Annotated in this window: 16 protein-coding genes and 1 tRNA gene; 10 read left to right on the top strand and 7 right to left on the bottom strand. The window is 61.9% G+C overall.

Features of this window, described 5'->3' with window-relative positions; all coding sequences use genetic code 11:
• Positions 1–24 precede the first annotated feature (24 nt).
• Positions 25–534 carry a 2-amino-4-hydroxy-6-hydroxymethyldihydropteridine diphosphokinase gene (gene folK, locus HU770_RS18580; protein ID WP_033703059.1) on the bottom strand — a complete coding sequence of 170 codons (510 nt, stop codon included), beginning with the start codon at positions 532–534 and terminating at the stop codon, positions 25–27.
• Positions 525–881: a dihydroneopterin aldolase gene (gene folB, locus HU770_RS18575; protein WP_033703061.1), complete on the bottom strand. Its 357-nt coding sequence runs from the start codon at positions 879–881 to the stop codon at positions 525–527. The genes folK and folB overlap by 10 nt, the downstream gene beginning before the upstream one ends.
• Before the next feature lie 74 nt (positions 882–955).
• On the opposite strand from folB, the gene plsY reads away from it, so the two are divergent.
• Positions 956–1,525 carry a glycerol-3-phosphate 1-O-acyltransferase PlsY gene (gene plsY / locus HU770_RS18570; protein WP_033703062.1) on the top strand — a complete coding sequence of 190 codons (570 nt, stop codon included), beginning with the start codon at positions 956–958 and terminating at the stop codon, positions 1,523–1,525.
• A gap of 6 nt (positions 1,526–1,531) precedes the next feature.
• Here plsY and tsaD read toward each other — a convergent pair whose 3' ends face one another.
• Entirely contained in the window at positions 1,532–2,557 is a 1,026-nt protein-coding gene (gene tsaD / locus HU770_RS18565; RefSeq protein WP_047583864.1) for a tRNA (adenosine(37)-N6)-threonylcarbamoyltransferase complex transferase subunit TsaD, read from the bottom strand.
• Between the two features lie 204 nt (positions 2,558–2,761).
• Between tsaD and rpsU the strand changes: the two genes are divergently transcribed.
• The 5 genes from rpsU (at position 2,762) to HU770_RS18540 (ending at position 11,152) form a co-directional block, all read left to right on the top strand.
• Positions 2,762–2,977, top strand: a complete 216-nt coding sequence (gene rpsU / locus HU770_RS18560) for a 30S ribosomal protein S21 (protein WP_003255575.1) — start codon at positions 2,762–2,764, stop codon at positions 2,975–2,977.
• A gap of 310 nt (positions 2,978–3,287) precedes the next feature.
• The gene (gene dnaG / locus HU770_RS18555; RefSeq protein ID WP_186658693.1) at positions 3,288–5,270 is read left to right on the top strand and encodes a DNA primase; all 1,983 of its coding nucleotides are present in this window, start codon (positions 3,288–3,290) and stop codon (positions 5,268–5,270) included.
• A 67-nt stretch (positions 5,271–5,337) separates the two neighbouring features.
• Positions 5,338–7,185 carry an RNA polymerase sigma factor RpoD gene (rpoD, locus tag HU770_RS18550; protein ID WP_033703065.1) on the top strand — a complete coding sequence of 616 codons (1,848 nt, stop codon included), beginning with the start codon at positions 5,338–5,340 and terminating at the stop codon, positions 7,183–7,185.
• 131 nt (positions 7,186–7,316) lie between these two features.
• Positions 7,317–11,060, top strand: coding sequence for a bifunctional diguanylate cyclase/phosphodiesterase (locus tag HU770_RS18545; protein WP_186664781.1), 3,744 nt, complete (start codon positions 7,317–7,319; stop codon positions 11,058–11,060).
• Between the two features lie 15 nt (positions 11,061–11,075).
• A tRNA-Ile gene (locus tag HU770_RS18540) sits at positions 11,076–11,152 on the top strand.
• An 86-nt stretch (positions 11,153–11,238) separates the two neighbouring features.
• On the opposite strand, the gene HU770_RS18535 is transcribed toward HU770_RS18540, so the two are convergent.
• The 4 genes from HU770_RS18535 to HU770_RS18520 form a co-directional block, all read right to left on the bottom strand.
• Positions 11,239–12,531: a carbohydrate porin gene (locus tag HU770_RS18535; RefSeq protein ID WP_186658687.1), complete on the bottom strand. Its 1,293-nt coding sequence runs from the start codon at positions 12,529–12,531 to the stop codon at positions 11,239–11,241.
• Between the two features lie 117 nt (positions 12,532–12,648).
• The gene (locus tag HU770_RS18530; protein WP_186658756.1) at positions 12,649–15,081 is read right to left on the bottom strand and encodes a membrane-bound PQQ-dependent dehydrogenase, glucose/quinate/shikimate family; all 2,433 of its coding nucleotides are present in this window, start codon (positions 15,079–15,081) and stop codon (positions 12,649–12,651) included.
• 350 nt (positions 15,082–15,431) lie between these two features.
• The gene (locus HU770_RS18525; RefSeq protein ID WP_033703068.1) at positions 15,432–16,103 is read right to left on the bottom strand and encodes a hypothetical protein; all 672 of its coding nucleotides are present in this window, start codon (positions 16,101–16,103) and stop codon (positions 15,432–15,434) included.
• A 128-nt stretch (positions 16,104–16,231) separates the two neighbouring features.
• Positions 16,232–16,786: a serine acetyltransferase gene (locus HU770_RS18520; protein WP_186658684.1), complete on the bottom strand. Its 555-nt coding sequence runs from the start codon at positions 16,784–16,786 to the stop codon at positions 16,232–16,234.
• Positions 16,787–16,900: 114 nt separating this feature from the next.
• Between HU770_RS18520 and HU770_RS18515 the strand changes: the two genes are divergently transcribed.
• The 4 genes from HU770_RS18515 (at position 16,901) to pqqF (ending at position 22,380) form a co-directional block, all read left to right on the top strand.
• Positions 16,901–17,362: an Lrp/AsnC family transcriptional regulator gene (locus HU770_RS18515; RefSeq protein WP_033703070.1), complete on the top strand. Its 462-nt coding sequence runs from the start codon at positions 16,901–16,903 to the stop codon at positions 17,360–17,362.
• 237 nt (positions 17,363–17,599) lie between these two features.
• Positions 17,600–19,282, top strand: coding sequence for an NAD(P)/FAD-dependent oxidoreductase (locus HU770_RS18510; protein ID WP_047583699.1), 1,683 nt, complete (start codon positions 17,600–17,602; stop codon positions 19,280–19,282).
• Positions 19,283–19,296: 14 nt separating this feature from the next.
• Positions 19,297–20,091 (top strand): carbon-nitrogen hydrolase family protein, encoded by a 795-nt coding sequence (locus HU770_RS18505; protein WP_186658681.1) that lies wholly within the window; start codon positions 19,297–19,299, stop codon positions 20,089–20,091.
• 12 nt (positions 20,092–20,103) lie between these two features.
• Entirely contained in the window at positions 20,104–22,380 is a 2,277-nt protein-coding gene (pqqF, locus tag HU770_RS18500; RefSeq protein ID WP_186664778.1) for a pyrroloquinoline quinone biosynthesis protein PqqF, read from the top strand.
• Positions 22,381–22,411: the final 31 nt, after the last annotated feature.

The raw sequence follows: 22,411 nt of genomic DNA, 5'->3' as shown, positions 1-22,411 counted from the left end.
GGCAAGGCACCGAAAGGGCAAGGCTCAGGCCGGCGTCAGCTGCAACCCTCGCCACTCGAAGGCGACCGGGGCCAGCACCTGATCAATCCGCGCCTCCTGCCACACCTGCGCCATGGGCTTGCCCACCCCAGGGTGCACCAGCTCGGGCGCCAAGAGCGACAATGGCCACAACACGAACGCGTTTTTCAGAATCTCGGCCCGCGGCAGCACCAACCCATCGAACGTGCCGTGCAGGTCGTCATACATCAACACGTCGATATCCAGCGGCAGCCCTTTGCGCTCGGGCGCGTAGCGGCCGTTGTCGGCTTCGATGAACTTGAGCCGGCGGTCCAGCTCCATCAGTGGCAGATCGGTCTTGCCGGTCACCACGAAGTTGATGAACGGGCCACTCTTGATACCCACCGCCTGGCTCTCGAACGCCGGCGAACAACGCATGTCGGTGAGGATGCCCGCCAAGGCATCGAGACCCGCGCACAGGTGCGCCTCGCGGTCGATGTTGCTGCCCAGGCCCAGATAAACCGTGTTCAGAGACATCCGCGCTCGATCTCCACGCCAACACCGCCACGGGCAGCGGGGACCGCGCCTGGCTTGGTCAGTTTCAGCCGCACCCACGGGATCTGGAATTCCTCCATCAGCACCGCGACCAGGCGCTCGGCGAAGGTTTCCACCAGTTCGAAGCGCGCCTGCTCGGAAAATGCCTGGATACGCGCCGAAACACTGGCGTAGTCCAGCGCCAGGCTGAGATCGTCGCCGGCCGCTGCCGGGCGGTTATCCCAGGCGAAACTCAGGTCCAGGCGCAAGCACTGGCGAATATCCCGCTCCCAGTCATAGGCACCGATGACGGTATCGACTTCCAGGCCTTCGATGAACACTCTGTCCAAGCACTTCTCTCCACAGCACGACAAGGGCGACTGGCGCCGTTAGAATCAGGGCGTCCTCGCCCGGAATAGTTAGCATGTTTTGGTTATTGGCGCTGCTCGCCTACCTGCTCGGCTCGCTGTCCTTCGCCATCGTCCTCAGCCGCCTGTTCGGTAGCCCGGACCCCCGTTCCAGCGGTTCGGGCAATGCCGGGGCCACCAACATGCTACGCCTGGCAGGCCGCAAGCTGGCGATCCTGACCCTGCTTGGCGACCTGTGCAAGGGCTTGTTGCCAGTATTGCTCGCCCGCCTTGCCGGGCTCGACCTGCACGCACAGGCCTGGGTTGGCGTATGCGCGGTGCTGGGCCACCTGTTCCCGCTGTACTTTCGCTTCCAGGGCGGCAAGGGCGTGGCGACTGCCGCCGGCCTGCTCATGGCCCTGTACTTCCCAGCCGCACTGCTGGCCATCGCCGCCTGGCTACTGACCTTCTACCTCACCCGCACCAGCTCGCTGGCGGCGCTGATCGCCACGCCGCTGACCCTGCCCCTGCTCGCCTGGCGCGAGCCAGAGGCCTTGCTACCGATCAGCGTACTCACGGTGATGATCGTCTGGCGTCATCGCAACAACCTGCGCGACCTGTTCGCCGGGCGCGAACGCCACTTCTGACACCTTTCAGACCGGCGGTAACTGCTCCATCGGCCAACGCGCCTGCACACTGATCGCCAGGTCCTGCTGCTGCCCCGCCAACAGGCGCTGGCAGCCGGCATAGGCGATCATGGCGCCGTTGTCGGTGCAGAACTGCGGGCGCGCGTAGTACACGTTGCCCTTCATGCTGCCCAGCATGTCCTCGAGGGACGCGCGCAAAGCCTTGTTGGCGCTGACGCCACCGGCGATCACCAGCCGCTTCAGGCCAGTCTGCTTCAGGGCCCGCTTGCACTTGATGGTCAAAGTCTCCACCACCGCCTGCTGGAATGCCAGGGACACGTCGCAACGGGTTTGCTCACCGTCGTCGCCAGCATCGCGGCATTGCTGCCAGGTGTTCAGGGCGAACGTCTTGAGGCCGCTGAAACTGAATTCCAGGCCTGGGCGATCAGTCATCGGCCGCGGGAAGACAAAGCGCCCCGGTACGCCCTGCTCGGCCAGCCGGGCGATTTCAGGGCCGCCTGGGTAGTTCAGGCCGATCAGCTTGGCGGTTTTGTCGAAGGCCTCACCGGCCGCGTCATCCAGGCTCTCGCCCAACAGTTGGTAATGGCCGATGCCATCGACCCGTACCAGCTGGGTATGGCCGCCCGACACCAACAAAGCGACGAACGGGAATTCGGGTGGGGTTTCTTCCAGCATGGGCGCCAGAAGATGGCCTTCCATGTGGTGCACACCAATGGCCGGAATGTCCCAGGCAAACGCCAGCGCCTGGGCGCAGGAAGCCCCGACCAGCAACGCGCCGACCAGCCCAGGACCCGCGGTGTAGGCGATGGCGTCGATCTCGGTGGCCACGCAGCCAGCCTCGTCCAGCACCTGGCGGATCAGCGGCAGCATGCGCTTGACGTGATCGCGTGAGGCAAGCTCGGGGACCACACCGCCGAACACGCGGTGCAGGTCGATCTGGCTGAACAGCGCGTCGGCCAACAAGCCGCGTTCGCTGTCATATAATGCGACGCCAGTTTCGTCGCAGGATGTTTCCAATCCCAGTACTAGCATGGGTTCGTCCCTTGTGGGGGCTGAATTCGAAGCCGCGCATGATAGTCGCCGTGTCGGGTGCCGACCAGCGGTTTTCGATCAGAGGCTTTGCATTCCGGCCAGCTAAGGGTTAACATCCGCAACCCTTGAAAACCGACGTTCTCCAGCACACCTTTGTTTTGCCAGGAGCACGTCTACCCCGGTAATGAATTAAGGTAGCCCTGGATGCCAGCCGTCAAAGTTAAAGAGAACGAACCCTTCGACGTAGCTCTGCGTCGTTTCAAGCGCTCCTGCGAAAAAGCCGGTGTACTGGCTGAAGTTCGTAGCCGCGAGTTTTACGAGAAGCCGACCGCAGAGCGTAAGCGTAAAGCAGCTGCCGCTGTTAAGCGTCACGCCAAGAAAGTTCAGCGCGAACAGCGCCGCGCCGTTCGTCTGTACTAATACAGACGTTCTACGCAAAGCTTCTGCCCTGCCCGGCTCACCGCCGGGCCGATGGCAGCGGTTGCTACACAATTGCTTCAAACTTGGGCAGCTAGCTCAAGGCCCCTACGCACTCGCGTCATGCGAACTGCAGCAGGGCAACCTGCCTGAAACGTCAGAGCTGGTCCTTGACCAGGCGTGCACGTCCTGTCTGACGAGCCTTCATTGGCTGGCGACGAGCACATACCTCCCTCGCACTTCCCCTTGCAGCATTCGCCCCAACCGGCGCGTGAGCGATTAGACTTGCCAGTTGCCAGATGACGAGACTGCCATGGCCGGGCTGATTCCCCAGAGTTTCATTGACGACCTTATCAACCGCCTCGACATTGTCGACGTGGTGAGTTCGCGCGTCCAGCTGAAAAAAACCGGCAAGAACTACTCCGCCTGCTGCCCGTTCCACAAGGAAAAAACCCCTTCCTTCACGGTCAGCCCCGACAAGCAGTTCTACTACTGCTTCGGCTGCGGCGCCGGCGGCAACGCCCTTGGCTTCGTCATGGACCACGACAACCTGGACTTCCCCCAGGCAGTCGAGGAGCTGGCCCGTGCCGCCGGCATGGAAGTGCCACGCGAGGAAGGCCGGCGCGCGCAGAAGCCACGCCAGCCGACAGATTCGCCGCTGTACCCGCTACTGGATGCTGCCACCGAATTCTATCGCCAGGCCCTGCGCAGCCACCCGACCCGCAAGGCGGCGGTGGATTACCTCAAGGGGCGCGGCCTGTCCGGTGAGATTGCCCGCGACTTCGGCCTGGGCTTTGCCCCGCCAGGCTGGGACAACCTGCTCAAGCACCTGGGCGCCGACAGCCTGCAGCAAAAGGTGATGATCGACGCCGGCCTGCTGATCGAGAACGCCGAGAGCGGCAAGCGCTATGACCGCTTCCGCGACCGTGTGATGTTCCCGATCCGCGACAGCCGTGGCCGGGTGATCGCCTTCGGTGGCCGCGTGCTGGGGGACGACAAGCCCAAGTACCTCAACTCCCCGGAAACCCCGGTTTTCCACAAGGGCCAAGAGCTCTACGGGCTTTACGAGGCACGCAAGCACAACCGCAACCTCGATGAAATCATTGTCGTCGAGGGCTACATGGACGTTATCGCACTGGCCCAGCAAGGCCTGCGCAATGCCGTCGCCACCCTCGGCACCGCCACCAGCGAAGAACACCTCAAGCGCCTGTTCCGTGTGGTGCCCAGCGTATTGTTCTGTTTTGACGGCGACCAAGCCGGGCGCAAAGCCGCCTGGCGCGCACTGGAGTCGACCCTGTCGGCGCTGCAGGACGGCCGCCGCGCACGCTTTTTGTTCCTGCCCGAAGGCGAAGACCCGGACAGCCTGGTGCGCGCCGAAGGCACCGACGCCTTCATGGCACGCATCAACCAGCACGCCCAGCCACTGGCGGATTACTTTTTCGAGCAATTGAGCATTGAGGCCGACCCGCGCTCGCTGGAAGGCAAAGCGCATCTGGCCACCCTGGCTGCACCGCTGGTCGAAAAAATCCCGGGCGCCAACCTGCGCCAGCTGATGCGTAACCGCCTGAAAGAAATTACCGGCCTCGACCCGCAGCAAGTAGAGCAACTGGCCCAACAGCCGGCTGCCAACAGCAGCGTACCGGACTACGACCCGGGCTATGACTACGACGCCATGGCCAGCTACACCCCGGACTTCGGCGACATGCCGCAGCACGACTACGCCCCGGCGCAGCAAGAGCAGCAATGGAAGCCGAACAAGGGTGGCGGCAAGAAACCGTGGAGCGACAAGCCCTGGGACAAAAACCGCAAAGGCGGCAAGCCCTGGCAGCAACGCGATGAGGCGCCACCGCGCACGCCAGCCCCCGTGGAGCCGCCTACGCTGGCCGCCCTGCGCACCCTGCTGCACCACCCGCTGCTGGCCGGAAAGGTGGAAGATGCCAGCCACTTCGCCGACGAAGAGCACCTCTACAGCCAGTTGCTGGTGGCATTGATCGAAGCCGCGCAGAAGAATCCTGGGCTAAGCTCAATGCAGCTGATTGCACGCTGGCACGGCACCGAACAGGGCCGTTTACTGCGGGCATTGGCTGAGAAGGAATGGCTGATCGTGGCCGACAACCTTGAACAACAGTTTTTCGACACTATAACTAGCTTGTCCGCCCGCCAACGCGAGCGCAGCCTGGAACATCTGCTCAGGAAAGCACGTCAAAGCGAGTTGAGCAGTGAGGAAAAATCTCAGCTTCTCGCCCTGCTTAGCAGGAATGTTCCCGCACAAACGCCGACCTCATCTGGCGCGTGAGGCCCATGCTCGGGTATAATCCTCGGCTTGTTTTTTGCCCGCCAAGACCTTCAGTGGATAGGGTGTTATGTCCGGAAAAGCGCAACAGCAGTCTCGTATCAAAGAGTTGATCACCCGCGGTCGTGAGCAGGGCTACCTGACTTACGCGGAGGTCAACGACCACCTGCCTGAGGATATTTCAGATCCTGAACAGGTGGAAGACATCATCCGCATGATCAACGACATGGGGATCAACGTATTCGAGAGTGCTCCGGATGCGGATGCCCTTCTGTTGGCGGAAGCCGACACCGACGAAGCCGCGGCCGAAGAAGCCGCTGCTGCGTTGGCGGCAGTTGAAACCGATATCGGCCGCACGACCGACCCGGTGCGCATGTACATGCGTGAAATGGGTACTGTCGAGCTGCTGACCCGCGAAGGCGAGATCGAAATCGCCAAGCGTATCGAGGAAGGCATCCGTGAAGTCATGGGCGCCATCGCTCACTTCCCGGGTACTGTCGACTACATTCTCAGCGAATACGATCGTGTCACCACCGAAGGTGGCCGTCTGTCCGATGTGCTCAGCGGTTACATCGACCCTGATGACAACATCGCTGCCCCGACCGAAGAAGTGCCTGTTCCAGGCGCCAAGGCCGCGGCTACCAAGGAAGAAACAGACGACGAAGAAGAAAGCGAAGAGAGCGATGACGAGGAAGAGGCCGAAAGTGGCCCGGACCCCGTCGTAGCAGCTCAGCGTTTCGGTGCCGTTGCCGATCAGCTTCAAGTCACCAACAAGGTGCTGAAGAAGAGCGGTCGCAGCGCCAAGGAAAGCATCGCGGCCCTTCAGGCCCTGGCTGACCTGTTCATGCCGATCAAGCTGGTACCCAAGCAGTTCGAGGTACTGGTCGAGCGCGTGCGTGATGCACTGAGCCGCCTGCGTCAGCAAGAACGCGCCATCATGCAACTGTGCGTCCGTGACGCCCGCATGCCGCGTGCCGACTTCCTGCGCATGTTCCCAAGCAACGAAACCGACCAGACCTGGAGCGGTGACCTGGCCAAGCGTAGCACCAAGTGGGCTGCCGCCCTGGGTGAAAAAGACGCTGCCATCGTCGCTTGCCAACAGAAGCTGATCGACCTTGAGACCGAGACTGGCCTGACCGTCGCCGAGATCAAGGAAATCAACCGTCGCATGTCGATCGGTGAAGCCAAGGCCCGCCGCGCCAAGAAAGAAATGGTCGAGGCGAACCTGCGTCTGGTGATCTCCATCGCCAAGAAGTACACCAACCGTGGCCTGCAGTTCCTCGATCTGATCCAGGAAGGCAACATCGGCTTGATGAAAGCGGTGGACAAGTTCGAATACCGTCGCGGCTACAAGTTCTCGACATATGCCACCTGGTGGATTCGCCAGGCGATCACCCGCTCGATCGCCGACCAGGCGCGCACCATCCGTATTCCGGTGCACATGATCGAGACGATCAACAAGCTCAACCGTATTTCCCGGCAGATGTTGCAGGAAATGGGTCGTGAACCGACCCCGGAAGAGCTGGGCGAGCGCATGGAAATGCCTGAGGACAAGATCCGCAAGGTACTGAAGATCGCCAAAGAGCCGATCTCCATGGAAACCCCGATCGGTGACGACGAAGACTCGCATCTGGGCGACTTCATCGAGGACTCAACCATGCAGTCCCCGATCGATGTAGCCACGGTCGAAAGCCTCAAGGAAGCCACCCGCGACGTGCTCTCGGGCCTGACCGCCCGCGAAGCCAAAGTGCTGCGTATGCGCTTCGGCATCGACATGAACACCGACCACACCCTCGAAGAGGTGGGCAAGCAGTTCGACGTGACCCGTGAACGGATCCGTCAGATCGAGGCGAAGGCGTTGCGCAAATTGCGCCACCCAACTCGCAGCGAGCATCTGCGCTCCTTCCTCGACGAGTGATAACAAACCCCGGCCCAGGCCGGGGTTTTTCTTTTACGGCCCCGGCTGCAACACAATGCCCGACTTCCGCCCCACATCCCCCTGAATGCCGGTCTACACTCGTCGTCAGACACTCTGATCGCGAGGCCGCTATGCCCCTGATGCCGGCCATCCTGTTGCTGCTCCTGATTCTGTGGACCACAACGGCCGGCGCCCTGACCCTGACAGACGAGGAAAAAGCCTGGCTGGCTGCCCACCCGCAGTTGAGCCTGGGCGTAGACGCCTCTTGGCCACCGTTCGAGTTTCGCGACCAGGAGGGCCGGTACCAGGGATTGGCCGCCGACTACATCGCCATGATCCAGGAACGCCTGGGTGTGACGCTAAAACCGGTCGAGCCAAAGAGCTGGACCGAGGTGTTGGCGCAAGCGCGCGATGGCAAGCTCGACCTGCTCCCCGGCATCATGTCGACCCCAGAGCGTCAGGGTTATCTGGCCTTCACCCGCCCCTACCTCGACTTCCCCATTGTCATCCTTGCCCACAAAGGCGGTGCACAACCCCGTTCATTGAAAGACCTGTACGGCCTGAAAATCGCCGTGGTCGAGGATTACGCCCCACACGAACTACTGCGCACCCACCACCCGGACCTCAACCTGGTGGCCATGCCCAATGTCAGTTCAACGCTGCAAGCCCTGGCCACAGACGAGGTCGATGCCGTGGTCGGCGACCTCGCCTCGAGCATCTGGAGCTTGCGCCAGCTCAAGCTCGACGGCCTCTACGTCAGCGGCGAAACGCCCTACCGCTACCAGCTGGCCATGGCCGCACCGCGGGATAACAAAGTGCTGGTGGGCATTCTCGATAAGGTCATGGCCGACATGACCAGCGCCGAAGTCAGCCATATTCAGCAGCGCTGGGTCGGCAACGTGGTGGACCAGCGCATGTTCTGGTCCGACATGCTCATCTATGGCTTGCCTGCAGTGCTGCTACTGGTGGCGATTCTCGCAGTAGTCATTCGTATCAACCGTCGGCTCAGCTCGGAAATTTCCCGTCGCATCGCCCTGGAACAAGAACTGCGCAGCAGCGAGTATCACTACCGCGGCCTGGTCGAAAGCCTGTCGGCAATCGCCTGGGAGGCGGACGCCAACGACTTTACCTACAGCTATGTCTCGCCCCACGCCGAGGACCTGCTCGGCTACCCGCTGCATGATTGGCTCAAACCGGGCTTCTGGCGGAGCATCCTGCACCCCGAGGACGCGCTCTGGGCCCAGGCCTACTGCGACAGCGAGACCGCCGCCAGGCGTGATCACAGCCTCGACTACCGGGTGATCCGCGCCGATGGCCAACCGCTCTGGGTGCGCAACATCGTCAGCCTGATCGAGCATGGGCATCGGCCGGTGATGCGCGGGCTGATGATCGACATCAGCGAGACCAAACGCACCGAGGATGCCCTGCGCCTGTCGGAGCAGAAATTCGCTTCGGTGTTCCAGCAGTGCCCGGACATCCTGCTGATCGCCCGCCACAGCGACGGCTGCCTGCTGGAGGTCAACGAGGCCTTCGAGGAGCAGATCGGCCTGACCCCGGGCCAAGTCATCGGCCGCACCGCCACCGAGCTGGACCTGTGGGCCGTAGAAGGCAGCGGCCCACGTTTGCTCGAACGCCTGCACCAAGGCGGCATCCGCAACCTCGAAATGAGCTTCCGGCGCAGCAACGGCCAGCTGTTCACGGGCCTGACCTCGGCAGAAACCTTCGAACTCGATGGCACACCGGCGCTGGTGGTGGCCGTGCGCGACATCAGCCAGCTCAAGGAAACCCAGGAGCAACTGCAAACCTCGGAAGAGAAGTTCGCCAAGGCGTTCCACGCCTCGCCCGATGGCCTGCTGCTGTCACGCCAGAGTGATGGGCTGCTGATTGAAGTGAACGAGGGCTTCTGCCGCCTCACCGGCTATGACCTGAACCCGAGCATCGACCAGACCTCCCTCGACCTCGGCATCTGGGTTGACCTGAACGAACGCAAGCGCCTGGTCGACCAACTCAAGCGTGATGGCTTCGTGCGTGATTTCAGCTGCCACATCCGCCGCAGCGATGGGCAGATCCGCCTGTGCGAGCTGTCTGCCCGGCCCCTGCCGATCGGCGGTGTCGACTGCATGCTGACCATCGCCCGCGATATCACCGAGCGCCACCTGATGCAGGAAAAACTGCAACTGGCCGCTACCGTGTTCGAGAACACCGCCGAGGGCGTGCTGATCACCGATATCGACCAGCGCATCAGCGCGGTCAACCGCGCCTTCAGCGAAATCACGGGCTACAGCGAGATCGAAGCGCTCGGCCAGACCCCGCGCCTGCTTGCCTCCGGCCAGCACGACAGCGCCTTCTATGCCGCCATGTGGCACCAACTGACCGCCGAAGGCCATTGGCAGGGCGAGATCTACAACAAGCGCAAGAATGGCGAGTTCTACCCTGGCTGGCTGACCATCAGCGCGGTGCGCAACAGCGAGCATGAAATCACCCACTTCGTCGCCGTGTTCGCCGACATCTCCAGCCTCAAGCACGCCCAGGCCAAGCTCGACTACCAGGCCCACCACGACCCACTGACCGGCCTGCCCAACCGCGCGTTGTTCGAGAATCGCCTGCAGGCGGTGCTCACCTGCGCCCAGGTCTCCAACCGCCAGGGCGCGGTCCTGTTCCTCGACCTCGACCGCTTCAAGCACATCAACGACAGCCTTGGCCACCCGGTCGGCGACCTGTTGCTCAAGGGTATCGCCCAGCGCCTGAAAGAGCAGGTGCGTGACGTCGACACCGTGGCCCGCCTGGGCGGTGACGAGTTCATCATCCTTCTGCCCGGCCTGCACAGGCCCAGCGACGCCAACAGCATCGCCGGCAAGTTGCTGGCCTGCTTCAGCGCGCCGTTCCAGGCCGGCGAGCACGAGTTCTTCACCAGCGCCAGCATCGGCATCAGCCTGTACCCCCAGGACGGCAGCGACGTCTCGACGCTGATTCGCAATGCCGACGCTGCCATGTACCGCTCCAAGGCCAAAGGCCGCAACCGTGTAGAAGCCTACACCCGCGACCTCACCGCCCAGGCCAGCGAACGCATCGCCCTCGAACATGAGTTGCGCCGCGCCGTCGAGCGCAACGAGATGAGCCTGTGCTTCCAGCCCAAGCTCAGCCTCAAGACCCAGAGCCTGGTCGGTGCCGAAGCGCTGATCCGCTGGAGCCACCCGACCTTTGGCGAGGTGCCGCCAGAGCATTTCATTCACCTGGCAGAAGAGAACGGCACCATTCTTCAGTTGGGCGACTGGGTGCTGGAGCAGGCTTGCCGGCAGATGCACCTCTGGAAGATGCACTACGAAGACTTCGGCCCCCTGTCGATCAACCTGGCCGGCGCCCAACTGCGTCACCCGCACCTGGCGCGGCGCATCGAACAGTTGCTCAAGACCTATCAACTGAAGGCGGGTGACCTGCAGTTGGAGATCACCGAGAACTTCATCATGAGCCAGGCCGAGGAAGCCCTGGCCGTGCTGCACCAGTTGAAAAAACTGGGCGTGCAATTGGCCATCGACGATTTCGGCACCGGCTATTCGTCGCTCAGCTACCTCAAACGCCTGCCGCTGGACATCCTCAAGATCGACAAGTCGTTCATCCGCGGCCTGCCCGAGGACCCCCACGACGCCGCCATCGCCCGCGCAATCATTGCCCTGGGCCGCAGCATGCAGTTCACCATCATTGCCGAAGGCGTGGAGAACCAGGCCCAACAGCGCTTCCTGGCCGCCGAAGGCTGCGAGCAGATCCAAGGCTACATCGTCAGCCTGCCCCTGCCGGCGGAGGAATTCGCTGCGGCGTTTCTTCGTATAGCACTAACCGATCTTTCGGATGGCACCCTTTCAAAACCCTCGTTATAATCCGGCCACCTCTGAGGGCCTATAGCTCAGTTGGTTAGAGCAGAGGACTCATAATCCTTTGGTCCACGGTTCGAGTCCGTGTGGGCCCACCAAACTCAAAGCCGCGCACTGCGCGGCTTTCTGCTTTTCGGGTTTTTCGCACCCGTATCAGTCCTAGGTTGGGTCCGAAGGTTGACGGTTAAAACGTCATCTTCACCTGCAACCCAGCCGCTAGCGCATTGCCTCTTTGCTTGCCAAAGAAAGCCCCAGGTTCGATGTAGTACTGCACGTCCGGGCGCAGCAGTAGCCACGGTGTTACTTGCGCACCGTAGTTGAGTTCCAGTACTTGCTCCCCGCTATCGAGCCCGGTAATGACGGCAGCGTCTTCTGGGTAGGCCGCAGCAGCTTCCTGCACACCCCGCGTGCGCGGGTTGATAACGGCGCGGCCATAGCCAAAGGAAATGGAGTCTTGCGGGCGGCTGGCAAACGGCTTTTGTTTAACCAGGCCCAGCGAGTACCAGCGGCGCATTGGCGAGGTCGCGGCGTTGCTGGTGGCTGCTTGCCCGAACAACCTCAGCACACTGGCCGGGTCTTGCTCGTCGCGCCAGATCGCCTGATCCACCAGCAGGTAAGCGCCAGTACGGCTGCTGCTTTTGCCGGTGCCGCCAATCTTGGCGTAATCGGACGTGTCGTAGTACCAGCCAACTTTGTATTGGCCATTGAGAAATGCACGGTTATTGATGATCGCCTCCAGCGGCAAGATAGCGCCCGTCGTGCCGTTGCTGGGCATAGCGAACGCTTTGGAGACGCGCGCGTTGTACCCCGGGTTGACCTGGAACAGTGCCGTTTGCAGCGTCAGCGACGGGTTGACGTCATAGCGCAACTCGCCCCCCCAATGTGCGGTCGGGTAGTTGCCCCAGCCACTGCCGCTGGACATGGTCAGCGGATGCGCACAAAAGCCTGCACTGACAAAGTTGGCCAGGATCGGCATGCCGCCGAAATCGGTGCCCATGACCATGTAACCGAGCTTGGTGGACAGGTCGGGCGAGAACAGCGTGCGCTGGTAACTCAACTCGGTCAGCCGCGTATATTCGCCCCCGTAGACCTCTTGCGCGGACATGCGGTTGCCAATCAGGTCTTCGGTGGCGCTGTGGCCGCGACGATCGTTGAGCAGTACTTGCACGCGCCCGGCATCTGGGGTGTCGAGCAGTTTGCTCAAATCAAACTGAGCGCCCAAACGTATCTGTTGTGCATAGCGAGTACCGCGTTTGATACCGCCATGCAGGTTGGAAATGGTTTCCGAGGTGTAGTCGCCCGTCAGCTTGATACCCTGGTCTTCCAGCCTCTGACGCTGCCCGCCCCAGTTACCGGTGAGTGTAGGTTGGGTCATCAGGTGGGCAGTATCGGCCAATGCGCAGGGCAGTGGCAGAAGGCAAAGCGATAAACCGCTGCACAGGCTGCCGGCCAGCACGGCGCGGAGGGGTAATGACATTTTGCGCGGGTTCCTTGCTTGAGAAGTCGTTGAACAGTTCTGGCTTTTGCGTGATGGGCTGACTGGCGGGAAAAAAAATCCCCGCGAGCGGGGATTTTTCGTAGTGCACCAGAGCCGTTACGGCTTGCTGCCGTCAGGCAATGCGTAAGCGATGATGTAATCGCCCACATCTGGCGAGTGGCTCATGCCGCCAGCGGAAATCACCACATACTGCTTGCCGGTCGTGGGGGACTTGTAGATCAGCGGCGCTGCTACGGCACCTACTGGCAAGCGGGCCTTCCACACTTCTTTGCCGGTTGCCGAGTCGAGCCCACGCAGGTAGTAGTCCTGGGTGCCCGCGAAGAACACCAGGCCGGATGCCGTCGAAGTAGGGCCGCCGAGTGTCGGCATACCCAAAGGGATCTGCAGGTGCGTCTTGATGCCCAGTGGGCCGGTATCCTGAACCGTGCCCAGTGGCACCTGCCACACCAGTTTCTGGGTGTTGAGGTCAATCGCGCTCATGCTGCCAAACGGTGGCGTATTGCACGGTACGCCCAGCGGCGACTGGAGGATGTCGATCTTCACACCGCCATAGATGCCCGCGACCTGCGGCCGAATAGTGCCCATGAAGCCAGGCACCTCATCGGTCGACACTTTGTACTTGCGGGTGTTTTCCTGGGTTACCAACGACATGCGCAGTGGCATGCGCATGTCGTTGACGAACATCATGCCGGTGTTTTCATCAATAGAAATGCCACCCCAGTTCATGCCACCCAACAGCCCTGGCCATTCGATGTACGGCTTTTCAGAGGGCGGTGTGAACGGGCCGACATACACCGAGTCCTTGAACATGATCCGGCAGTAGAGCTGGTCGAAAGTGGACACACCCCACATCGATTGCTCGGTCAGCGGGTCCGCGCCAATGACGGGCATACCCGCCGAGTACGGCTGGGTCGGTGACAGGTGTTCGCCTTCTGCGGCCGGTGAAGTGGGAACAGGGCGCTCCTGAACTTCAGTGACCGGCTGGCCAGTGCGGCGATCCAGCACGAAGATATGGCCGGTCTTGGTGGTCTGGATCAGCACCGGGGTCTTGGTGCCTTGGGCGTTTTTCATCTCGTACAGCACGGGTTGCGAAGGCAGGTCGTAGTCCCAGACATCATGATGGACAGTCTGGAAAACCCACTTGGCCTTACCCGTCGATGCATCGACCGCGACAATGGCTGTGCCGAACTTTTCTTTCACCTGGTTACGGTCGCCACCCCAATAGTCAGGTGGGCCATTGCCGGTAGGCAGGTAGACCAGATTCAGTTCTTTGTCGTAGGTGGGAATGGTCCATACGTTAGGTGTTTCAAGCGCGAACTGATGGTCAGCCGCCGCAGTGTCGGTGCCCTCAGGCGCACCGACATCCCAGGCCCATACCAACGAACCGCTCAGCACATCGAATGCACGCACGGCACCAGAAGGCTCGCCGGCCACGATGTCACGTACCCAGCCACCCACCACCGTGAGGTGGCCCATGACCACAGGCAGAGACGTCGGGTGGTAGCGCTTGCTGTTTTCCGTTGGCCCCATGCCCTTCTTGAGGTCAACGTAACCGTCCTCGCCGAAGTTGGGGCAAAGGGTGCCGGTGTGTGCATCCAGGGCAAACAGCCGGGCATCGACCGACGATACCAGGATGCGCTGGCGGCATTGCTGCTCGCTGGCGTGAGAGGCTTTTACCTCGGCGCTCAGGCTGTCGTCCCGGTCGATGTCGTAATAGCCCACGCCACGGCAGGTCACGTGCTCTTCGCTTTTGGCGTGAGGGTCGAACTTCCAGAGAGGTTTGCCGGTATCGCCATCAAGCGCGGTGATCAGGTTTTCCGGCGTGCACGAGTACAGGACGTTGCCGATCTGCAATGGCGTGTTCTCGTCGACACCCGCACCTGGGCCGCTGGTTCTGCGGCCGGTCCGGTAGGTCCAGGCAACTTGCAGGTCCTTGACGTTTTCCGGGGTGATTTGCGTGTAGGGCGCGAAGCGCGTGCCCGAGGCGCTGCGCCCGAAGAACTCCCAGTTTTCCGGGGCTGTGGAGGCAGCGTCTGGGGTTGTCAGGCTACCTGCTGCGATGGGGTTCGAGATGCCGCCATGTGGGAAGAAGGCGGCGATGAACGTGGCGATCAATGCCAGCAACAGGGCAAACCCGGAGCGATTGGCGGTTCGGCGTGTGCGCGAAGAGGTAGTGGGCAGTGCAGCGCCCACCCACAGGCTCAGGGTCAGGATGATGGCCGGGACCACCAGACGCGGCAGCAGTGGCCAGTAACTAAGTTGCCCCACTTCGTAAAATGCCCAGGCGCAGGTGGCCAGGAATATCAGGATCGAAAGTACAATACTGATACGCTTGCGCAAGCACACGGCTACGGCCAGCACGGCGTAGGCAAGCCCCGCCAGCAGGTAGTAACTTGACCCGCCCAGTGCCAATAGTTTGCAACCGCCGTAAATCAAACCCAGCGCCACACACATTACAAGTAGCGCAAATAGCAATCGAGCGGCACTGCTTAACGAGCGCCTCCCCGCGTTGGAACACGTGTCATCCATCATGGTTGTGTAAGCTCTGTGGGTATATGCATGGTTGTTCCATCAGGGCGCAAGCACGCCGCCAGAGAAGTCAGGCTGCGCAGCCTGCCAGTAGCAAGAATCGCCAAGATCATCAGCGTTGGATGAGAGGTCAGTTATTCAGGCAGGCCGCTAGAAAGGCCCTGTTGGCACGAAACCTTGTAAAACGAACAATTATTCAACGTCAGCAACCTGAATACCGAGGTTTGACGTTGCTTAAAGGATAAGTCCGACTATCGCCAGGATAAACCAACGCGTCTGCAACAGCTTTTATACGAACCTGTAACAATGACAAAGCCGCGCCATCGCGCGGCTTTGTCATTTCAACTTGGTCAGGCTTTGCAGATCAAGATTGCATCTTCGATACGGCAGCTTTCCTGTTTACCGTCATACCCCCAATGAATGGAGGGGAGCGGGCCGCTTGCCACAGAACTGCCATCTTCGTTGAACACTTCAATAACCGCGTTCCACAAACTTGTGCGAGGTGTTTCGCTGCCGGGGTCCAGGCATAACAAGTGAGTGATCTGGAAATCACCCTCGTTTTCATAACCCTGATAACCGACCACCATCATCCAGTGGCCACTGCCACCAGGCCAGCGCACCCCGATAATCGGGGCAGACATGCAGTCGATTGAATCCTGGACCTGTTGAACAATGTCTTTTTTACTGCCGGTAACGTACTCAGCGCCCACCCCCACACCACTGAAGCACTCGACCAGCCTCAGCATGTCCTTGTGGTCGGTGCCCTCTGAAACCAGTGCGCCCAAACTACGTATTTCGGAACGAAAACGCCCTTCGCGGCTGTTGCCATGCCAGAGATACATGTTCCTGGCTTCGCCATAACCCATGACGCCCAGGGTAATCAGGGCCATCACCACACTGTATGGGCCACACGCACCGTCCAGTCCACCTTGGCGCAAATGCACCAACTGACCGCCACGAGCATAGGTCAGCGGCCCATCCGGTGAGACCATCAACCAGGGGCTGACTGTCATCTTGTTCATAGCGCGAATCCTTGCATGACGTGAGGTTAAATCGCAGTGAGCGGGGCGGCGGAAGATATCAATCGGCCACCATTCCGTCCACGCAGATCAACCGGCCGGCAAGTTTGCTGAAGATCAACGACCAAGGATTACAGGGTGGTTCCGCGCATTTCTGCTTGGCGGGGGTTGTAGAACGTGGTGTCAGCCGGAATATCGCGCATCACCAGCGACATGGCCCCAATCACCACGTTATCGCCAATGCTGATCCGGTCGGCAACAATGCAGCTGTTGGCGCCCAAGCTGACGTTATCGCCAATGCGCAGCGCATACGCCTGCAGCCCAAGGGTCTTGATGCCGATCGAGCAATTCTGCCGAATGAAGAAATTGCGCCCGATGCTCACGTGACGGGTAATCACCACGCCAGGCAGGTGGGCGATGCGCAGCCCGGGCGCGATCTGTGCGCCGATGTCGATGTCCACGGCATACTTCAGATTAAGCCGCTGCTGCATGCGCTTGGCGTGCCGCCGGGCCAGGCCGCCTCGTGCATCCAGATACTGGGCCAGGCGGAAGGCGAAGAGAAAGCGCAGCTTGTTGTCCTTGCGGGCACGGCGCAGCACGTTGAACAGCAGGCTGATACGGCGCCCGGGCTTTTTCTTGTTGGAGACTTCCAGTCGCCAGCATTCGAGCAGGTTTGCGAGGTTCATGGCATGGCTCCACTGCGTACGGCCTGCCATGATGCCGAAAGAAAGCCAGCGACGCAGCCTTGCCCTGGCGGCCACTGGCTGGCTAGGCTAGCGGGCCCACTGTAGAGACTTGCCATGTCGGATGCCCGCCCCATCACGCTGGATGAAATCGATCGCCAGCTGATCGCCCTGCTGCAGATCAATGCCCGCGAAAGCGTTGCCACCCTCGCCCGCCTGCTCGGTATTGCGCGCACCACGGTCAACTCGCGCCTGGAGCGGCTGGAGAAGAACAAGGTGATCTCAGGCTACGGCGTGCGCCTTGGCCAGCACGTGATCGGGGGTGGTTTGCAGGCGTATGTCGGGATCAAGGTGCAGCCCCGCTCCGGCAAGGAAGTGGTGCGGCGCTTGAGTGCCATGGGGCAGGTGCAGCAATTGTGCGCGGTGAGTGGCGAATTCGATTATGTGGCCTGGCTGCGGACCGATTCGCCAGAACAACTGGACCAGATGCTCGACCAGATCGGCAGTGTCGACGGGGTGGAAAAAACCACTACGTCGATCATCTTGAGCAGCAAGGTCGACCGCGGGCAGCCGCTCTGAAGTGGCTGGCGATCAGGCTTACTGACTGGCGAGTATGCCTCCTAAACCGTGGATTCTCCCGCCACGCTGGCCTGATTCGTCATAATGACTTTAATTGGATACATTTCGACTAAAACCACTACATTCCTCCAACACTCTGCACCTTAATTACGAACACCCCGCTCCCTAAAATGACCCCCAGGCATCTCCTATACTCAGGCTCCGCCCTCCGCGCAGCCCCTCTGGCAAGGTCACTTCATGAACAACAAGAACCGCCACCCCGCCGACGGCAAAAAACCCATCACCATCTTCGGCCCGGACTTCCCCTTCGCCTTCGATGACTGGCTGGAACACCCGGCTGGCCTGGGCAGCATTCCTGCCCAGCGGCATGGCGAAGAAGTGGCGATCGTGGGTGCCGGTATCGCCGGCCTGGTGGCGGCCTACGAGCTGATGAAGCTGGGCCTCAAACCGGTGGTCTATGAGGCCTCGAAGCTCGGTGGCCGGTTGCGCTCGCAAGCCTTCAACGGCACCGACGGAATCATCGCCGAGCTCGGCGGCATGCGCTTTCCGGTTTCTTCAACGGCCTTCTACCACTATGTGGACAAGCTGGGCCTGGAGACCAAACCCTTCCCCAACCCGCTGACGCCGGCCTCCGGCAGCACGGTGATCGACCTGGAAGGCCAGACCTACTACGCCGAGAAAGTCGCCGACCTGCCTGAGCTGTTCCATGAAGTGGCCAACGCCTGGGCCGACGCGCTGGAGAGCGGCGCTCAATTTGCCGACATCCAGCAGGCGATCCGCGACCGTGACGTACCGCGCCTCAAAGAACTGTGGAACACGCTGGTGCCCCTGTGGGACGACCGCACCTTCTACGACTTCGTCGCCACTTCGCGCTCATTCGCCAAGCTGAGCTTCCAGCACCGGGAGGTGTTCGGCCAGGTCGGCTTCGGCACCGGTGGCTGGGACTCGGACTTCCCCAATTCGATGCTGGAAATCTTTCGCGTGGTGATGACCAACTGCGACGATCACCAGCACCTGGTGGTGGGCGGCGTGGAGCAGGTGCCGCAAGGTATCTGGCGGCATGCGCCAGAGCGCTGCGCCCACTGGCCTGAAGGCACCAGCCTCAGCTCGTTACACGGGGGTGCGCCACGCACCGGGGTCAAACGCATCGCCCGTGCCGCCGATGGCCGGCTTGCGGTCACCGACAACTGGGGTGATACCCGCCATTACGCCGCCGTGCTCGCCACCTGCCAGACCTGGCTGCTGACCACCCAGATCGACTGCGAAGAATCGCTGTTCTCGCAGAAGATGTGGATGGCCCTGGACCGCACCCGCTACATGCAATCGTCGAAAACCTTCGTCATGGTCGACCGCCCGTTCTGGAAGGACAAAGACCCGCAAACCGGCCGCGACCTGATGAGCATGACCCTCACCGACCGCCTCACCCGGGGGACCTATCTGTTCGATAACGGCGACGACAAACCCGGGGTGATCTGCCTGTCCTACGCGTGGATGAGCGATGCGCTGAAAATGCTCCCGCACCCGGTCGAAAAGCGCGTGCAACTGGCCCTCGACGCCTTGAAGAAAATCTACCCGAAGACCGATATCGCCGGGCACATCATCGGCGACCCGATCACCATTTCCTGGGAGGCCGACCCGCACTTCCTCGGCGCCTTCAAGGGCGCGCTGCCGGGCCATTACCGCTACAACCAGCGCATGTACGCGCACTTCATGCAGCAGGACATGCCCGCCGAACAACGCGGCATGTTCATCGCCGGTGACGACGTGTCGTGGACGCCGGCCTGGGTAGAAGGCGCGGTGCAGACTTCGCTCAATGCCGTGTGGGGTATCATGAACCACTTCGGTGGCCAGACCCACCCGGACAACCCAGGCCCAGGCGATGTGTTCGATGAAATCGGCCCTATCGCGCTGGCCGACTGAAACAAGGAGGCGCCATGCGCATCGCTCTGTTCCAAGGCGCACCCAACCCACTGGACGTGCCAGGCAACCTGCAACGGCTGCAGCACCAGGCCCAACTGGCGGCTGAGCGCGGCGCTCAACTGCTGGTGTGCCCGGAGATGTTCCTGACCGGCTACAACATCGGCCTGGCCCAGGTCGAACGCCTGGCCGAGGCCAGTGATGGCCTAGCGGCCATGGATGTGGTGGAAATCGCCCAGGCCCATCGCATCGCGATCGTCTATGGCTACCCGGAGCGGGGCGATGACGGCGCGATCTATAACAGCGTGCAACTGATCGATGCCCAGGGTCGCAGCCTGTGCAACTACCGCAAGACGCATCTGTTCGGGGAGCTTGACCGGTCGATGTTCAGCGCAGGCCCCGATCACTTCCCGGTTGTGGAACTGGATGGCTGGAAAGTCGGCATGCTGATCTGCTATGACATCGAGTTCCCGGAGAACGCCCGGCGCCTGGCGCTGGCGGGCGCGGAACTGATCCTGGTGCCGACGGCAAACATGACGCCCTACGATTTCATCTGCCAGGTGACGGTACGGGCACGCGCACAGGAGAACCAGTGCTACCTGGTGTATGCGAACTACTGCGGGGCCGAGGATGAAATCCAGTATTGCGGGCAGAGCAGCATCATCGGCCCGGATGGCAGCCTGCTGGCCATGGCCGGGCGGGATGAATGCCAGTTGCTGGCGGAGCTTGCACATGAGCGCGTGATAGAGGGGCGCAAGGCATTTCCCTACCTGACCGATTTGCGCCAGGAGCTGCATCTGAGTAAAGGCTGACCGGAACCCCTCATGCCTGACGCTACGCGCCACCTCACCCTCGCCAACGGCCTGCAGCTGACCCTGCGCCATGCCCCGCGCCTCAAGCGCGCGGCGGCCGCGTTGCGGGTGCACGCGGGTAGCCACGATGCCCCGGCGCAATGGCCTGGGCTGGCCCACTTCCTTGAACACCTGTTCTTTCTCGGCACCCGTACATTCGCGCAGCAGCATGGGCTGATGCGCTACGTCCAGTCCCTCGGCGGCCAGGTCAACGCCAGCACCCGTGAGCGCACCACCGACTTCTTCTTCGAAGTCCCACCGGCGGCGCTGGCCGGAGGGCTGGAGCGCCTGTGCCAGATGCTGGTCGAGCCCGACCTTGGCATCGAGCGCCAGCGCCAAGAGCGTGAGGTGATTCACGCCGAGTTCATCGCCTGGTCACGTAACCCGCAGGCACAACAGCAGTTCGCCTTGCTGCAGTCGGTTTCGCCGCAGCATCCATTAAGCGGCTTTCATGCCGGCAACCGGTTTACCCTTGCCCTGCAGGACCCCGCGTTCCAACGGGCTCTCGGGGTGTTTCACCAACGCTTCTACCAGGGCGGGCAGGTCACCCTGAGCCTGTGCGGCCCACAACCCTTGGATGCACTGGAGCGTCTGGGCCGGCAATTTGGCAGCCTGTTCCCGGCCGGTGGGCGTGTCGAGCAAGCAATGCCGCCGCCGCTGCTGGCGGCCGATCAGCCGTTCATCTTCGCCCATGAAGGCCTGCCCGAAGGTGGCGAACGCGCGCTTGGCTTACTGATCGACCTGCTAGGCGACAGCCGCCCGGGCGGATGGCTGAACGCGCTTCGCCAGCGCGGCTGGCTGCGGGGAGTCAAAGCCGAACCGCTGTATGCTTTCGCCGGGCAGATGCTCTGGCACATCGACTTGCAGCTCGGTACCGACGCCTCTGTCGACGAAGCTATCGCATTGCTGCACGGCTGGTTCGGCTTTATTCGCCAGAGCAACCTGCAGCACCTCAATGCCCAGTTCGGCCAACTGCAACGCAGCCGCGAGCGGGCCGCCAGCCCGCTTGAACTGGCACGACGGGACAGCGCAGACCAGCCTTTCTCAGCACTCGACAAGCAAGCTTTACGCGCACTGGAGGCGCTGCTTGCCAGCCTCCCTTACGCCAGCCTTGGTCAATGGCAGATACCCGCCGCCGACCCTCTGCTGACGGCCGAGCCGCTCGCCGCAAAGGCACCGTTACCCGTGGCATTGGCCATCAGCGACGCGCTGCCACCGACACGCGAGTACGCGGCGCTGTACCTGCGCTGGCACCTGCCTTCACCTCTTCGACGTGCGCTGTTTCCCATCCTGGGCCAGGCCTTGCGTCCCTTGCAGGAACGCGCCGAACAGGCGGCGTTGCAACTGCAGTTCAGCGAAGCTGGCGAGTATTGGCAGCTACGTTGCGCCGGCCAACCCTCAGCGGTGCTCCGCGCCGTCGATGAAGCCCTCGCCTTGCTGAACGCGCCCTCACACGATAGCTGGCAAGGGCAGCCGAACCCAGAACCCGCGCAGATCCCGATCAGAGCCCTGCTCAAGCAACTGCCTGACGCCATTCTTGGCAGCAATGCCGAGCCGTTGCCGCCTTGCACACTCGACCAGCCACTGCTTGACCAGGTATGGGCAACTGCCCGCTGGCACGGCCTGGCGCTGGGCGTTGATGAATTGGCCGCCCTTGGCGCCGTGCTGGGCGCCTGCCCAGGCCAGGGCGCCACAGCGACGCCACTGCCCATTTGGCAGGGCCGTCGCTGGGTTGACACTGCGCTCGCCGGCAGCGAAAACGCCCTGCTGCTGTTCTGCCCGGTGGCGGCCAACCAGCAAGCCAGCGGCCGCCTGCTCGCCCAGTTGTTGCAAGGGCCGGTGTACCAACGCCTACGGGTGGAGCTGCAATTGGGCTACGCCGTTTTCAGCGCCTTCCGTCAGATAGAAGGCTGCAATGGCCTGCTGTTCGGCGTGCAGTCGCCCCATGCCAGCCATGCCGAAATACTCGCCCACCTGCATGCGTTGCTAAGCCAGGGCGTGACACTGGACTGCACCGCCCGGCAAGCCTTGGCCGAGCAGTTCGTCGAGTCGGCCATGGCCAATGCCGAGGTGGCCGAATGGGTATGGCAGGCACACATGGCGATACAATCCGACAGGCTGAATGACCTGCACCGGTCTATCCTGATGACGCAACAGGCCGATCTGGACGTGCTGCTAGGCAGCCTTCTTGCCCACCGCGCCCCTTGGCTCTGCCTGGCCAATGCGGCCGCACCAGGCCCGGCTTGGTGAAGAGCAAAGGAGTATTGTTACGTGAACTGCA

Origin of the sequence: Pseudomonas sp. SWRI68 (assembly GCF_014269165.1) — a bacterium.
GTDB classification, from domain to species: Bacteria; Pseudomonadota; Gammaproteobacteria; order Pseudomonadales; family Pseudomonadaceae; genus Aquipseudomonas; species Aquipseudomonas capeferrum.
Note: the sequence above shows the minus strand (reverse complement) of the source record. Positions and strands in the feature narration are given on the sequence as shown.